This window comes from Streptomyces sp. NPDC001450 (genome assembly GCF_053597295.1).
Genome location: NZ_JBSFHY010000006.1, coordinates 61,364 through 74,201, shown reverse-complemented (window position 1 = coordinate 74,201; position 12,838 = coordinate 61,364). Strand labels below are relative to the sequence as shown.

At 70.6% G+C, this 12,838-nt stretch carries 15 protein-coding genes; 11 read left to right on the top strand and 4 right to left on the bottom strand.

From position 1 onward, the window contains the following. Positions 1-3: 3 nt before the first annotated feature. Positions 4-768: a VOC family protein gene (locus ACWC5O_RS08105; RefSeq protein WP_450585884.1), complete on the bottom strand. Its 765-nt coding sequence runs from the start codon at positions 766-768 to the stop codon at positions 4-6. Between the two features lie 186 nt (positions 769-954). Here ACWC5O_RS08105 and ACWC5O_RS08100 point away from each other — a divergent pair, with 186 nt between their 5' ends. Continuing rightward, entirely contained in the window at positions 955-1,785 is an 831-nt protein-coding gene (locus tag ACWC5O_RS08100; RefSeq protein WP_450585886.1) for a class I SAM-dependent methyltransferase, read from the top strand. 55 nt (positions 1,786-1,840) lie between these two features. On the opposite strand, the gene ACWC5O_RS08095 is transcribed toward ACWC5O_RS08100, so the two are convergent. Then, entirely contained in the window at positions 1,841-2,233 is a 393-nt protein-coding gene (locus ACWC5O_RS08095; protein WP_450585888.1) for a VOC family protein, read from the bottom strand. Positions 2,234-2,304: 71 nt separating this feature from the next. Between ACWC5O_RS08095 and ACWC5O_RS08090 the strand changes: the two genes are divergently transcribed. After that, positions 2,305-2,844, top strand: coding sequence for a GNAT family N-acetyltransferase (locus ACWC5O_RS08090; RefSeq protein WP_450585890.1), 540 nt, complete (start codon positions 2,305-2,307; stop codon positions 2,842-2,844). Positions 2,845-2,871: 27 nt separating this feature from the next. Here the strand turns inward: ACWC5O_RS08090 and ACWC5O_RS08085 are convergent, their stop codons facing one another. Next, positions 2,872-3,555 carry a glycerophosphodiester phosphodiesterase gene (locus ACWC5O_RS08085; RefSeq protein WP_450585892.1) on the bottom strand — a complete coding sequence of 228 codons (684 nt, stop codon included), beginning with the start codon at positions 3,553-3,555 and terminating at the stop codon, positions 2,872-2,874. Positions 3,556-3,960: 405 nt separating this feature from the next. On the opposite strand from ACWC5O_RS08085, the gene ACWC5O_RS08080 reads away from it, so the two are divergent. The 5 genes from ACWC5O_RS08080 (at position 3,961) to ACWC5O_RS08060 (ending at position 8,606) form a co-directional block, all read left to right on the top strand. Continuing rightward, entirely contained in the window at positions 3,961-5,358 is a 1,398-nt protein-coding gene (locus ACWC5O_RS08080) for a DUF6421 family protein (protein ID WP_450585893.1), read from the top strand. Next, a complete protein-coding gene (locus ACWC5O_RS08075; RefSeq protein WP_386575105.1) occupies positions 5,355-6,146 on the top strand; it encodes an SDR family NAD(P)-dependent oxidoreductase in 792 nt (263 codons plus the stop codon). Before ACWC5O_RS08080 ends, ACWC5O_RS08075 begins: the two co-directional genes overlap by 4 nt. After that, on the top strand, positions 6,143-7,213 hold the full coding sequence (locus ACWC5O_RS08070; protein ID WP_450585895.1) for a threonine aldolase family protein: 1,071 nt from the start codon (positions 6,143-6,145) through the stop codon (positions 7,211-7,213). Before ACWC5O_RS08075 ends, ACWC5O_RS08070 begins: the two co-directional genes overlap by 4 nt. A gap of 78 nt (positions 7,214-7,291) precedes the next feature. Continuing rightward, on the top strand, positions 7,292-7,885 hold the full coding sequence (locus ACWC5O_RS08065; protein ID WP_450585897.1) for a transglutaminase domain-containing protein: 594 nt from the start codon (positions 7,292-7,294) through the stop codon (positions 7,883-7,885). Between the two features lie 10 nt (positions 7,886-7,895). Next, complete coding sequence (locus ACWC5O_RS08060) at positions 7,896-8,606, top strand: B3/B4 domain-containing protein (protein ID WP_450585899.1); 711 nt, start codon at positions 7,896-7,898, stop codon at positions 8,604-8,606. Between the two features lie 57 nt (positions 8,607-8,663). Here ACWC5O_RS08060 and ACWC5O_RS08055 read toward each other — a convergent pair whose 3' ends face one another. Next, the gene (locus tag ACWC5O_RS08055) at positions 8,664-9,392 is read right to left on the bottom strand and encodes a lysophospholipid acyltransferase family protein (protein ID WP_450585901.1); all 729 of its coding nucleotides are present in this window, start codon (positions 9,390-9,392) and stop codon (positions 8,664-8,666) included. Positions 9,393-9,606: 214 nt separating this feature from the next. On the opposite strand from ACWC5O_RS08055, the gene ACWC5O_RS08050 reads away from it, so the two are divergent. The 4 genes from ACWC5O_RS08050 (at position 9,607) to ACWC5O_RS08035 (ending at position 12,782) form a co-directional block, all read left to right on the top strand. Next, positions 9,607-9,987 (top strand): thioredoxin family protein, encoded by a 381-nt coding sequence (locus tag ACWC5O_RS08050; protein ID WP_450585903.1) that lies wholly within the window; start codon positions 9,607-9,609, stop codon positions 9,985-9,987. Between the two features lie 253 nt (positions 9,988-10,240). Continuing rightward, complete coding sequence (locus ACWC5O_RS08045) at positions 10,241-10,756, top strand: flavin reductase family protein (protein ID WP_450585905.1); 516 nt, start codon at positions 10,241-10,243, stop codon at positions 10,754-10,756. Positions 10,757-10,974: 218 nt separating this feature from the next. After that, on the top strand, positions 10,975-11,763 hold the full coding sequence (locus tag ACWC5O_RS08040; protein ID WP_393478589.1) for an electron transfer flavoprotein subunit beta/FixA family protein: 789 nt from the start codon (positions 10,975-10,977) through the stop codon (positions 11,761-11,763). Positions 11,764-11,819: 56 nt separating this feature from the next. Beyond that, positions 11,820-12,782, top strand: a complete 963-nt coding sequence (locus ACWC5O_RS08035; protein WP_450585907.1) for an electron transfer flavoprotein subunit alpha/FixB family protein — start codon at positions 11,820-11,822, stop codon at positions 12,780-12,782. Positions 12,783-12,838: the final 56 nt, after the last annotated feature.

The window sequence follows — 12,838 nt, the reverse complement described above, 5'->3', positions numbered from 1 at the left end:
CGCTCAGCGCTCCTCGTCGGCCTTGTACACGCCGAACGCCGCTCCCTGCGGGTCTCGCAGCACCGCGATGCGGGGGCCGTCGGGGATCGACGTGGGTGGCATGACGACGGCGCCGCTCGCCTGCTGGGCGACCTGGGCCGTCGCGTCCACGTCGTCCACCGCGAAGTACGGCAGCCAGTGCGGCGGAACCTCGGGCGGGAACCGGTCGCCCATGTCGGCCATCCCGCCGAAGTGCTCCCCGTCGATGCCCCACTCCGTGTACCCCTGCGAGACGCTGACGCTCCAGCCGAACAGCGTGGTGTAGAAGTCCCGGGCCCGGTCGGTGTCGCAGGTCGCCAGTTCCACCCAGCCGAGCGTGCCGGGCGAGTTGAACAGGCCGGCGCCCCGGAAGGCCCGGGCCTGCCACAGCTGGAACGCCGCGCCCGTCGGGTCCAGGGCCACCGCGAACCGGCCCACGTCGAACACGTCCATCGGGCCGAGGACCACCGTCCCGCCGGCCTCCTCCACGCGCCGTGCCGCGTCGTCCGCGTCCGTCACCGCGAACGACACGTTCCAGGCGACCGGTTGAGACTCCTGGTACAGCGGGGTGAGCGCGGCGACCGCAGCGTCTCCCAGGTGCGCCACCGTGTACCCGCCCGCCTCCTGCCGCGGATCCGTCTCCGGCCGCCAGCCGAACAGATCGGTGTAGAACCCTTTGGCCCCCTCCAGATCACTGGTCCCCAACTCGGTCCAGCATGGGCCGCCGATCACCGGCCTGTCGAACTCCATGACAGCTCCTTCCGGTCGCCCCGGCCCGCTGTGCGAGAAGAGACCGAGGAGGGCTCCCCTTCGCACGCTAGCCGCGGCCGCGGGCACCGGCCATCCAGAGCCCGCTGCCCCTCCCGGCACCGGCCGCCGGGGTGTCGACGCGGAAATCGGTTGTCCGATCCCGGTACGAGAGGCGAGGCTGCGGGGATGGAGACGGATCACGCAGCGGGAGCCGGGGCTCCCGCGCTCGCCGAGGAGATCGCGCAGTACTACGAGCGGGACCAGGAGGACGGCCGGCTGCGCTCCGGCGCCGGACGTCTGGAGCTCTGGCGCACCCAGGACGTCCTGCGCCGCCTCCTGCCGCCCGCCCCGGCCAGGATCCTGGACGTGGGAGGCGGCAGTGGTGTCCACGCGCAGTGGCTCGCCGCCGACGGCCACGCGGTGGACCTCGTGGACCCGGTGCCCCTGCACGTCGAACGCGCGGCCGGCCTGCCCGGCGTGACCGCGCGCGTCGGCGACGCCCGGGCCCTGGCGGTGCCGGACGCGTCCGTGGACGTGGCGCTGCTCCTCGGCCCCCTCTACCACCTGCCCGAGCGGGAGGACCGCGTCCGGGCACTCGCCGAGGCCCGCCGGGTGGTGCGGCCCGGAGGACTCGTGGTGGCCGCCACGATCAACCGGTACGCGGCCCTGCACGACAACCTGAGCACGGGGCTGTACTTCGACGCCGAGCACCGTCCGCAGATCGAGGCGGCGGTCGGCGACGGCAGGATGCGACCGACCGGCGGGCCGAAGTCCCTGTTCACGACGGCCTACTTCCACGAGCCCGCCGCCGTCCCGGCCGAGTTCGCGGACGCCGGCCTGACACCGCACGGTCAGTACGGCCTGGAGGGCGCCGCCTGGCTGATGGGCGACGTCTCCGACTGGCTCGACGACCCCGCCCGCCGCGACCTGGTCCTGCGCGCACTGCGGCAGACCGAGTCGGAGCCGTCGCTGCTCGGCATCAGCGGCCACCTGCTCACGGCGGGCAGCAGGGCCTAGAGGGGCCCAGAGGGTCTTCTGGATCATGCCGGCGACCTGATCCAGGAGACACCGCCTAGATCCCGGGCCGGTACCGCAGCGGATGGTCCGACGGCACCTCCACCAGCACGATCCGGATGCCGTCCGGGTCGGCGATCCACATCTCGACCAGGCCCCACGGCTCCTTCACCGGCGGCCGAACGATCTCGACGCCCTTGCCCAGCAGCTCCTCGTGCGCGCCGGTCACGTCCTCGACCTGCAGCCACAGCTGGACCGCCGGCGACGGCGGGGCCGACGAGAGCCCGGAGACCTCCAGGAAGCCGCCGCCGAGGAAGTAGACGGTCCCGCGCTCCGGGCCCGTGCCGAACTCCCGGTAGACGGCCAGGCCCAACTGCTCGCCGTAGAAGGCGCGGGAGCGCTCGGGGTCGCTGGGGCGGAGCAGGGTCCGGCTGCTCAGTACGTGCACCATGCATCCCGACTCTAGTGGCAGAGTTACCCTCATCCCTGGCTCAGCCGCGCCCGAGATCGGAGACCGCCCCCATGGACACCACCGCCACCGGACCGACGTTCCGAGACGCCACCGACGCCGATGTCGACGTGCTGGTCGCGCTGGTCGAGTCGGCGTACCGGGGCGACTCCAGCCGGGCCGGGTGGACCACTGAGGCGGACATCCTGGAAGGGCAGCGGACCGACCCGGAGGGCTTGCTGGAGGTCATCAAGTCGCCGGACAGCCGGCTGCTGACCGTCGAGCAGGACGGCCGGATCGTCGCCTGCTGCCAGCTCGAACACCGCGGCCGGCACGCCTACTTCGGCATGTTCGCCGTCAGCCCCACGCTGCAGGGCGCGGGCCTCGGCAAGGTCGTCATCGCGGAGGCGGAGCGGCTGGCCCAGGAGACCTGGGGCGTGACCGAGATGCACATGACCGTGATCTCGGTCCGTGACGACCTGATCGCCTGGTACGAACGCCGCGGCTACCGCCGTACGGGAAAGATGACCCCCTTCCCGTACGGCGACGAGCGCTTCGGCATCCCGCAGCGCGCCGACCTGCAGTTCGAGCTGCTGGTCAAGCCGCTGGTGTGACGTTCGTCCGGGAGATCGGGCGCCGGGTCAGGCGGTGAACCGGCCCGTGCGCTTGATCTCCGGATAGTCGGTCGTCGCCCCGTCCAACTGGAGCGCGCGGGCGAGCCGCAGGTGGTCCTGTGTGTTGACCACCCAGCCGATGATCCTCAGGTCGGCCGCGCGCGCGTGTTCGACGACCTCCAGGGTCAGCCGGCGGATGTTGAGGCAGACGGTTCCGGCACCCACCTCGGTGGCGCGCTCCACCACGTCGGTGCCGTAGCGGCTCGCGATCAGCGCGGTGCGCACGCCCGGCACCAGCCGGGCGATCTCGGCGACCGCCTCGTCGTGGAACGAGGACACCTCCACCCGGGAGACCAGGTCGCACCGGTGCATGACCTCGGCGAGCGCCCTGGCCGCCGCCACGTCCTTGATCTCCGCCTGCAAGGGCGACTTCACCGCCTCCAGGACCTCCTCGAAGACCGGCACCCGCTCCCCGCGGCCCGCGTCCAGCGCGCGCAGCTCCGCGAGGGTCTTCTCGGCGATCGGGCCGGTGCCGTCGGTCGTGCGGTCCACCTCCGCGTCGTGCATGACGACCAGGGCGCCGTCCTTGCTCAGATGGAGATCGAGTTCGATCAGGTCGAGGCCGGCCTGCTGCGCGGCGACGAAGGAACGGAGGGTGTTCTCGGGCTCGACACCCATGACCCCGCGGTGACCGATGGTAAGGAAGTTCAAGGTTCAACTCGCTTCCGTCGACGGCGGCTCGGCGCCCGCGAACCCGACGGGACGTCGTCGTCCGCGCGGCAAGGTCGCAGCCTAATGGCCTGCTCCCGCGATGAACCCGTACCTGCGCGGCGGATCGGGTCGCGGCGCATGTGGCACATGGCTCGGACGCGCCTGTGCGGTCACCCGGGGGTGGGCGAGTCTCCAACGGCATTGACCGGCTGGATCCGATCTGTCACTCCGTGGTCACGCGTCCCCCGCGCTCGTGACGAAAGTGACCGTCGTCACGGTTATAGACAGGAAAAATGTCGGTGACCATGCGGCTCGGCAGAATAATTTCCCGAGCTGCCTCTTGCTGGGAGAAACGGGGTATGCATACGGTGTCCATACGCGAGGTTCTCCCGTGGAGGATGGGACATGACGGAAATTCTTGTGCAGGCGGGTACCGAGGGACAGGTTCCTTCGCTGACCAGGGTTGTTGAGCACCCGGCCTGGCCCGAGCTCAAGGATGCCGTGGAGCAGATCCGGCCATGGCAGTCGAAGGACGGATCGATCGACTTCGAGGCCGAGGGTGCCCCGCAGCGGGCCGAGGCCGAGGCGGCCGTTGAGCGTGTCGTCGCGGGGGTCCAGCAGCTCTCCCCGCTGGTTCCGCACGACACCGCCTACCACGAGGCCCTCGTCAAGGACCTGCGCCGCTGGGCCGAGGGCGGCTTCCAGGTGCCGGACTTCCTCGACTCCCTGCTGGAGTTCCAGCCCGCGGCGGGCCGCGCGGACGGTCTGCAGCACCTGGTCGTCTTCCCGATGTACACGCAGAACGGCAACCCGGACCGCAACCTCGAGGCGGTCGTGCTGCGCATGGTGTGGCCGGACTGGCTGGCCGAGCTGGAGCGCACCCGCTACGACAACCCGCTCTTCTGCGGCATCAAGTTCGAGGACTTCACGGCCGGCTACGACACCAACTCGGCCGTCCTCTTCCCGGAGACCATCGCCGTACGTGAGGCGCCGGAACGATTCTCCTGGGGCGGCATCTTCTGCGACCGCGAGGCCGCCCGCTTCCGCCGGGTCACCGACGCGGCCGTCGACATCCTGGGCCTGGAGCTGCCCGAGGACATCGCAGCCATGGTCCACGACCAGAAGCGCTGCGAGGAGGCCTTCGTACTGTGGGACATGGTCCACGACCGCACCCACAGCCACGGCGACCTGCCGTTCGACCCGTTCATGATCAAGCAGCGCCAGCCGTTCTGGATGTACGGCCTGGAGGAGCTGCGCTGCGACCTCACCGCCTTCAAGGAGGCCGTGAAGCTCCAGGCGGACGGCGTCCCGCAGGCCCGTGACGTGCAGTACGCGGTGCTCTTCGACCGTATGTTCCGCTTCCCGCTCACCGGTGACCGGGTGCGCAACTACGACGGCGTCGGCGGCCAGCTGCTCTTCGCCTACCTGCACAGGCACGACGTCATCCGCTGGACCGACAACAAGCTCACCATCGACTGGGAGCGCGCCCCGCAGGTCACCAACCAGCTGTGCGCCGAGATCGAGAAGCTGTACCGGGACGGCATCGACCGCCCCAAGCTCGTGCACTGGTTCGCGGGCTACGAGCTGGTCTCCACCTACCTCGCCCCGCACCCCGGCTCCAAGTGGGCCAAGGGTCCCGACGCCCTGGACCTGACCCAGCCGCCGCGCAAGCTCGTGGACGACGTGCTTCCGGACGAGTTTCCGCTGAGCATGTTCTTTGAGGCACTGTCCAAGAAGCTGAAGAATGTGATCGCCTCCACCAAGGGCATCACGGCGGACAGCGCCGAGCGGCTCGCCGCGTGAGCGGCCGCGTCCAGAACACTGTTCAAGAGGGGAAGAACGTGGGGAACAACGGGTCTCTCAGCGGTGCGGTGATCGCGGTGGCCGGCGCGGGCGGACCCGCCGGGCACGCGGCACTGGTCCGGCTCGCCGAGGCCGGCGCGGTCGTCGTCGGTGCCGACAACAACCCCGAGCGCCTGGCGGAGGCCGTGGACGCGGCCCGCTACGCGGGCGGCGGTGCCACGGTCACCGGCGAGACGGTCGACCTGCTCAGCCTGCAGTCGACCCGGGAGTGGGCGGCGCGCATCGAGAAGGATCACGGCCGCATCGACGGCCTGGTCCACCTGGTCGGCGGCTGGCGCGGCAGCGCGAGCTTCGCCGAGTCCGACCTGGCCGACTGGGACCTGCTGGAGAAGCTGCTCGTCCGCACCGTCCAGCACACCTCCCTGGCCTTCTTCGACGGCCTGCAGCGCAGCGACCGCGGCCGGTACGTGCTGATCAGCGCCGCCGGCGCGTCGAAGCCCACCGCGGGCAACGCCGCGTACTCCGCGGCCAAGGCCGCCGCGGAGGCCTGGACGCTCGCCATGGCCGACGGCTTCCGCAAGGCCGGGGGCGAGGAGGGTCCGCGCTCGGCGGCTGCCATCCTGGTGGTGAAGGCGCTGGTGCACGACGCGATGCGCGCCGAACGCCCCAACGCGAAGTTCGCGGGCTTCACGGACGTCAAGGACCTGGCCGAGGCCGTCGAGGGCGTCTGGGGCAAGTCCGCCGCCGAAGTGAACGGAAAGCGTCTGTGGCTGACCGAGAAGCCGTGAACCCTCCCAAGACCGACGCACGTCGCCACCACGACCCGCAGGTCCGCGGTTTCGCCAGTGACAACTACGCCGGGGCGCACCCGGAGGTGATGGCCGCCCTGGCTCTGGCCAACGGCGGCCACCAGGTGGCGTACGGCGAGGACGACTACACCGAGAACCTCCAGCGGATCATCCGCAGCCACTTCGGGGCCACCGCGGAGGCCTTCCCGGTCTTCAACGGCACCGGCGCGAACGTCGTCGCGCTCCAGGCGGTCACCGACCGCTGGGGCGCGGTGATCTGCGCCGAGAGCGCGCACATCAACGTCGACGAGGGCGGAGCCCCCGAGCGCATGGGCGGCCTGAAGCTGCTCACCGTGCCCACGCCCGACGGCAAGCTCACGCCCGAGCTGATCGACCGGCAGGCCTGGGGCTGGGAGGACGAGCACCGCGCGATGCCGCAGGTCGTCTCGATCACTCAGAGCACGGAGCTGGGCACGCTCTACACGCCCGAGGAGATCCGGGCGATCTGCGAGCACGCCCACGCGCACGGCATGAAGGTGCACCTGGACGGCTCCCGGATGGCCAACGCGGCGGCGTCCCTCAACATGCCCATGCGGACGTTCACCAACGCGGTCGGCGTCGACATCCTCTCGCTCGGCGGGACGAAGAACGGCGCCCTGTTCGGCGAGGCGGTCGTGGTCCTCAACCAGGACGCCGTCGGCCGCATGAAGCATCTGCGCAAGATGTCCATGCAGCTCGCCTCCAAGATGCGCTTCGTGTCGGTCCAGCTGGAGGCGCTGCTCGCCAAGGACCTGTGGCTGCGCAACGCCCGCCACGCCAACGAGATGGCGCAGCGCCTGGCCGAGGGTGTGCGCGCGGTGCACGGCGTGGAGATCCTCTACCCGGTGCAGGCCAACGGCGTCTTCGCCGCGCTCCCGCACGACGTGAGCGAGCGGCTGCAGAAGCGGTTCCGGTTCTACTTCTGGGACGAGGCCGCCGGTGTCGTGCGCTGGATGTGCTCCTTCGACACCACGGAGGAGGACGTCGACACGTTCGTGGCGGCGCTCAAGGAGGAGATGGCGCGCTAGCCCCCGAAGGTGCATAGGTATGCGGTCACCTGAAAAGTCATTGACTGTCGGGTGATCGCATTCCTATGCTCTGCGGCCATGGAGCTGATCCAGAACACCGCCGACCTGTCCGCCTACTTGGCCGCCGACGAGGTCATCGACCATCACCACCCCGTGGTGCGGGAGACAGCCGCGAGGCTGGCCGAGGGGGTCGCGGACTCGTATGCCTATGCGCGCGCCGCCTACGAGTTCGTTCGCGACACCATCCCGCACTCCGCCGACGCCGACGACCCCCGCGTCACCTGGCGTGCCTCGGACGTGCTGGAGCTGCGCACGGGCATCTGCCACGCCAAGGCGCACGCCCTGGCGGCCCTGCTGCGGGCCGAGGACATCCCCACGGCCCTGTGCTACCAGCGGCTCATGCACGACGACGGCAGCGGCCACGCCGTGCACGGCCTGGTCGCCGTACGCTTCCACGGGGCATGGCACCGGCAGGACCCGCGAGGCAACAGGCCCGGTGTGGACGCCCGGTTCTCCCTGGAGGGCGAGCGGTTGGCCTGGATCCCCGACCCGGCGTCCAATGAGGTGGACTACCCGGCCTTGTATGCTGAACCGCACCCGGTCGTCCTCAGTGCGTTGCAAGCGGCCCGGGACCGGTCGGCCCTGTGGAAGACGCTCCCCAGCACTCTCTGAGGCGAGGCAGATGACGCTCACTCTCACCGTGTCCGACGACGTCCGCGCGCTCGCGCCCGGCTTCACCCACGTCGTGATCGAGGCGTACGACCTCGTCAACGGGCCCAGCACCGAAGCGAGTTCGGCGCTGCTGGACGAGGCGGCCCGCCGGCTGGCCGCCCGCCTGGACGGGCGGGCGCCGCACGAGGACCCGCACATGGCCGCCTGGCGGGAGACGTACACCGCCTTCGGCTCCAAGCCGTCGCGCACCCGCAACTCGGCCGAGGCGCTGGCCAAGCGGGCTCTCGCCGACGGCGGCCTGCCCCGGATCAACCTGCTCGTGGACCTCTACAACGCCATCAGCGTCGCCCACCTGATCCCCGTCGGCGGCGAGGACATCGACCGCATCCAGGGCGAGATGCGGCTCGTGCGTGCCACGGGCGAGGAGGACTTCGTGACGGTCGCGGGCGGCGAGGAGGTCGTCGAACACCCCGACGCGGGCGAGGTCGTCTGGCGCGACGCGGCCGGTGTGACCTGCCGCCGCTGGAACTGGCGCCAGGGCCCGCGCACCCGCCTCACCGAGGAGACGGTCTCCGGCCTCTTCCTGCTGGAGACCCTCGCCCCGATGCCGGTTTCGGAGGCGGAGGCGGCGGCCACCGAACTCGCCGGGCTACTCGAGAAGTTCAGCCCCGGCGCCCGTGTCGATGTGTACGCTCCGGCGTCGGTCGGCGCCCCCGCCTGACCGGCACCTCGTCACACTCGCCGATCTCCCGGCCATGAGTGGCGCGGGGATCAGCCGTCAGTGCGCCTCGGCTGCCCGCAGCTGCTCGACCGTGGGTGCCGTACCCCCGAGGTGGGCCGGGAGCCACCAGGAGTCCTCCGTGCCCTTCGGGCGTGCGGGGTAGGCGCGCTGGGCGGTGTCCAGCAGCTCCTGGACGCGCTCGCGCAGGCGGCGGGTGATGGCGCCCGCGTACTGGTCGCGCGGGGCCTCGACCGCCTCACCGACCCGGATGGTGATCGGGGTGTGGCTGCGCTTGAAGTTGCGCGGGTGCCCCTTGGTCCACAGCCGCTGCGTGCCCCACACCGCCATCGGGACGAGCGGGACGCCCGCCTCCTGGGCGAGGCGGGCCGCGCCCGACTTGAAGCTCTTCAGGGTGAAGGACTGCGAGATCGTGGCCTCCGGGAACACCCCGATGACCTCGCCGGAGCGCAGCGAGTCCAGTGCGTGCGCGTAGGCCGCCTCGCCCTGCCTGCGGTCCACCGGGATGTGCTTCATCCCGCGCATCAGCGGCCCGGACACCTTGTGCCGGAAGACGGAGTCCTTCGCCATGAAGCGCACCAGGCGCTTCTGCGGCAGGGCTGCCAGGCCGTTGAAGATGAAGTCCAGGTAGCTGATGTGATTGCTCACCAGGACGGCACCGCCCGAGCGCGGGATGTTCTCCGACCCCTGGCAGTCGATCTTCAGGTCCCAGGCCTTGAACAGCGTCTTGGCGAGACCGACGACGGGACGGTAGACCAGCTCTGCCATGGGCGGGGTGGGCCCTTTCTGCTCTGCTCGGGAAAGGGGGGCTCCCGGCGGGAAAGTTACGCAGCCGTAGGTTTACGGCGTCTCGCAGATCGTGCCCGAAGAACGGACAGGTAGCCAGTCCTGGTGCCCCGCGGCGGCGAGATCCTCGTCACGTCGGCCTAGCGATCCGCGACGGAGACTCCACCGGAAGGCGGGAATCTTTGCGGTCTCATGAATGCTGGTGCGGATGATGGCCGGACTGGCAAAGCGGCGGAGTGGGAGAGTGCGGGTGCGCGGGCGGGACGACGGCAGGCGGATCGGAGCGGCCGAGCTGGGCGGCGAACTGGGGGAGCGGGCCACGCTCGTGCAGTTCTCCAGCGCCTTCTGCGCGCCCTGCCGGGCCACCCGGCGTGTCCTCGGTGAGATCGCCGGAATGGTCCCCGGCGTCACCCACGTCGAGATCGACGCCGAGGCCCACCTGGAGCTCGTACGCGAGCTGGAGATCCTCAAGACGCCCACCGTGCTGGTCCTCGACGCGGACGGCCGGGTGGTGCGACGCGCCACCGGACAGCCCCGCAAGGCGGACGTGATAGCGGCCCTGGGGGAGGCGGTGTGAGGCCCCTCGGGAGCACGGTGAGGCTTCTCCCAGATCCTGGAACGAACTTGACTGTGCGCGCCACCTATCGTCAGCCTGACCCTATGCCGACCGAACTCCTTCTCTTCGGGCGGGGACACCTTCATGAAGGCGCCCTGGTCCGCACGTCGAGCGCGCGCTGTCCGCGCTGTTGAACAGCACCGGACCCTCCCCCACTCTCGGCTCCGCTCGAGCGGGGGGACCTCCATGTCCCCCCTCGCAGAAGGACAACTCCATGACGGCCTCGCCCGACCTCGGCACCTTCCAGTTCCAGCTCGCCTCGCCCGACCTGCTGCGCTCCACCTTCCGCCGGCACGCCGCCGGTGTCGCGGTGATCACCGCGCGCGGTGCCTCGGGCCCGGTCGGCTTCACCGCGACGTCCCTCACCTCCGTGTCCGCCGAACCCCCGCTGGTCTCCTTCGGTATCGGCACGGGCGCCTCCAGCTGGCCCGCCGTCGCCGAGACCGAGCACGTCGGCATCCACATACTCGGCGAGCACCAGAGCGACCTGGCCGCCACCTTCGCCCGCAGCGGCGCCGACCGCTTCGGCGCGCCCACGGCCTGGCGGGAGGGCCCGAACGGCGTACCCGTCCTGGACGACGTGCTGGCGTGGCTCGTCTGCCGGATCATCGGCCGCGTACCGGCCGGTGATCACCGCATCGTGCTCGCCGAGGTGGTCCTCGGCGACTCCACGGGCGCGGGGCGTCCCCTCCTCTACCACCAGGGCCGCTTCAACGGCCTGCGGGATTGATCACGCCGCTCCCACTCTGCGAAGCCGTCGAGTTCCGGTTACGCTGCGTTGCGAAGGTCACAGTTCAAAGCGCTTGCTTAGCGGGCATGAACTGGGTGTACTGACGAGTAATATTTCGGTCGGAGCGCGCGGACGCCCCGACCGGGATCGGCCGCTTGAGGCGCCTATGCTGCCTGCAAGAGGCAGCCCGGAAATGACGATGCAGTAGGAGAGCCGGCGTGAGCTTGAGGATCGTTGTCACTGTGAAGTACGTGCCCGACGCCACTGGCGACCGGCACTTCGCCGATGACCTGACCGTCGACCGCGACGACGTGGACGGTCTGCTCTCCGAACTGGACGAGTACGCGGTCGAGCAGGCGCTGCAGATCTCCGAGAACTCGGACGACGACGTCGAGGTCACCGTCCTGACGGTCGGCCCCGAGGACGCCAAGGACGCGCTGCGCAAGGCGCTGTCCATGGGGGCCGACAAGGCCATCCACGTCGAGGACGACGACCTGCACGGCACCGACGCCATCGGCACCTCCCTGGTGCTGGCCAAGGCGATCGAGAAGGCCGGCTACGACCTGGTGATCTCCGGCATGGCCTCCACCGACGGCACCGCCGGTATCGTCCCGGCCCTGGTGGCCGAGCGTCTGGGCGTCCCGCAGGTCACCCTGCTCTCCGAGGTCTCCGTCGAGGACGGCACGGTCAAGGGCCGCCGCGACGGCGACGCCGCGAGCGAGCAGCTGGAGGCCTCCCTGCCGGCCGTCGTCTCCGTCACGGACCAGTCGGGCGAGGCGCGTTACCCGTCCTTCAAGGGCATCATGGCGGCCAAGAAGAAGCCGGTGGAGTCCTGGGACCTGTCCGACCTGGACATCGACGCCGAGGAGGTCGGCCTCGACGGCGCCTGGACCAAGGTCGAGACCGCGGCCGAGCGTCCGGCCCGCACGGCCGGCACCATCGTCAAGGACGAGGGCGAGGGCGGCAAGCAGCTCGCTGAGTTCCTCGCGAGCCAGAAGTTCATCTAAGGCTCGACAGCCTGACCGCCCCTCAGACTTCGTAATCCGCAAGGAGATCCATTCCCATGGCTGAAGTTCTCGTCTACGTCGACCACGTGGACGGTGCCGTCCGCAAGCCCACGCTGGAGCTGCTGACCCTCGCCCGCCGCATCGGCGAGCCCGTCGCCGTCGCGCTGGGCAACGGCGCGGCCGACACCGCCGCCGCGCTCGCCGAGCACGGCGCGGTGAAGGTGCTCACGCACGAGGCGTCCGAGTACGCCGACTACCTGGTCGTCCCGAAGGTGGACGCCCTGCAGGCCGCCTACGAGGCCGTCTCCCCGGCCGCCGTGCTGGTCCCGTCCTCCGCCGAGGGCAAGGAGATCGCCGCCCGCCTGGCGCTGCGCATCGGCTCCGGCATCATCACCGACGCCGTCGACCTGGAGGCCGGCGACGAGGGCCCGGTGGCCACCCAGTCGGTGTTCGCCGCGTCCTACACCACCAAGTCCCGTGTCATCAAGGGCACCCCGGTCATCACGGTCAAGCCGAACTCGGCCGCCGTCGAGGCCGCCCCGGCCGCCGGCGCCGTCGAGGCCCTGGCCGTGTCCTTCTCCGACAAGGCCACCGGCACCAAGGTCACCGGCCGTACCGCCCGTGAGTCGACGGGCCGTCCGGAGCTGACCGAGGCCGCGATCGTGGTCTCCGGTGGCCGTGGCGTCAACGGTGCGGAGAACTTCCCGATCATCGAGGCGCTCGCCGACCAGCTCGGTGCGGCCGTCGGTGCCTCGCGTGCCGCGGTGGACGCCGGCTGGTACCCGCACACCAACCAGGTCGGCCAGACCGGTAAGTCGGTCTCGCCGCAGCTGTACATCGCCAACGGCATCTCCGGCGCGATCCAGCACCGTGCCGGTATGCAGACCTCGAAGACGATCGTGGCCGTCAACAAGGACCCCGAGGCCCCGATCTTCGACCTGGTCGACTACGGCGTCGTCGGCGACCTCTTCGACGTCGTCCCGCAGCTCACCGAGGAGATCAAGACCCGCAAGGGCTGATCGCCGCCAGGCTGTACGAGGCCCCCGTGACCGCGCGCCGGTCACGGGGGCCTCTG

What these genes read in the sequence shown, in the direction of transcription:
- ACWC5O_RS08090 (WP_450585890.1), top strand. Translation starts at nt 2,305, where the DNA reads ATGGACACCACCGCCACCGGACCGACGTTCCGAGACGCCACCGACGCC.
- ACWC5O_RS08035 (WP_450585907.1), top strand. Translation starts at nt 11,820, where the DNA reads ATGGCTGAAGTTCTCGTCTACGTCGACCACGTGGACGGTGCCGTCCGC.
- ACWC5O_RS08060 (WP_450585899.1), top strand. Translation starts at nt 7,896, where the DNA reads ATGACGCTCACTCTCACCGTGTCCGACGACGTCCGCGCGCTCGCGCCC.
- ACWC5O_RS08065 (WP_450585897.1), top strand. Translation starts at nt 7,292, where the DNA reads ATGGAGCTGATCCAGAACACCGCCGACCTGTCCGCCTACTTGGCCGCC.
- ACWC5O_RS08105 (WP_450585884.1), bottom strand. Translation starts at nt 768, where the DNA reads ATGGAGTTCGACAGGCCGGTGATCGGCGGCCCATGCTGGACCGAGTTG.
- ACWC5O_RS08080 (WP_450585893.1), top strand. Translation starts at nt 3,961, where the DNA reads ATGACGGAAATTCTTGTGCAGGCGGGTACCGAGGGACAGGTTCCTTCG.
- ACWC5O_RS08050 (WP_450585903.1), top strand. Translation starts at nt 9,607, where the DNA reads ATGCTGGTGCGGATGATGGCCGGACTGGCAAAGCGGCGGAGTGGGAGA.
- ACWC5O_RS08055 (WP_450585901.1), bottom strand. Translation starts at nt 9,392, where the DNA reads ATGGCAGAGCTGGTCTACCGTCCCGTCGTCGGTCTCGCCAAGACGCTG.
- ACWC5O_RS08100 (WP_450585886.1), top strand. Translation starts at nt 955, where the DNA reads ATGGAGACGGATCACGCAGCGGGAGCCGGGGCTCCCGCGCTCGCCGAG.
- ACWC5O_RS08095 (WP_450585888.1), bottom strand. Translation starts at nt 2,233, where the DNA reads ATGGTGCACGTACTGAGCAGCCGGACCCTGCTCCGCCCCAGCGACCCC.
- ACWC5O_RS08045 (WP_450585905.1), top strand. Translation starts at nt 10,241, where the DNA reads ATGACGGCCTCGCCCGACCTCGGCACCTTCCAGTTCCAGCTCGCCTCG.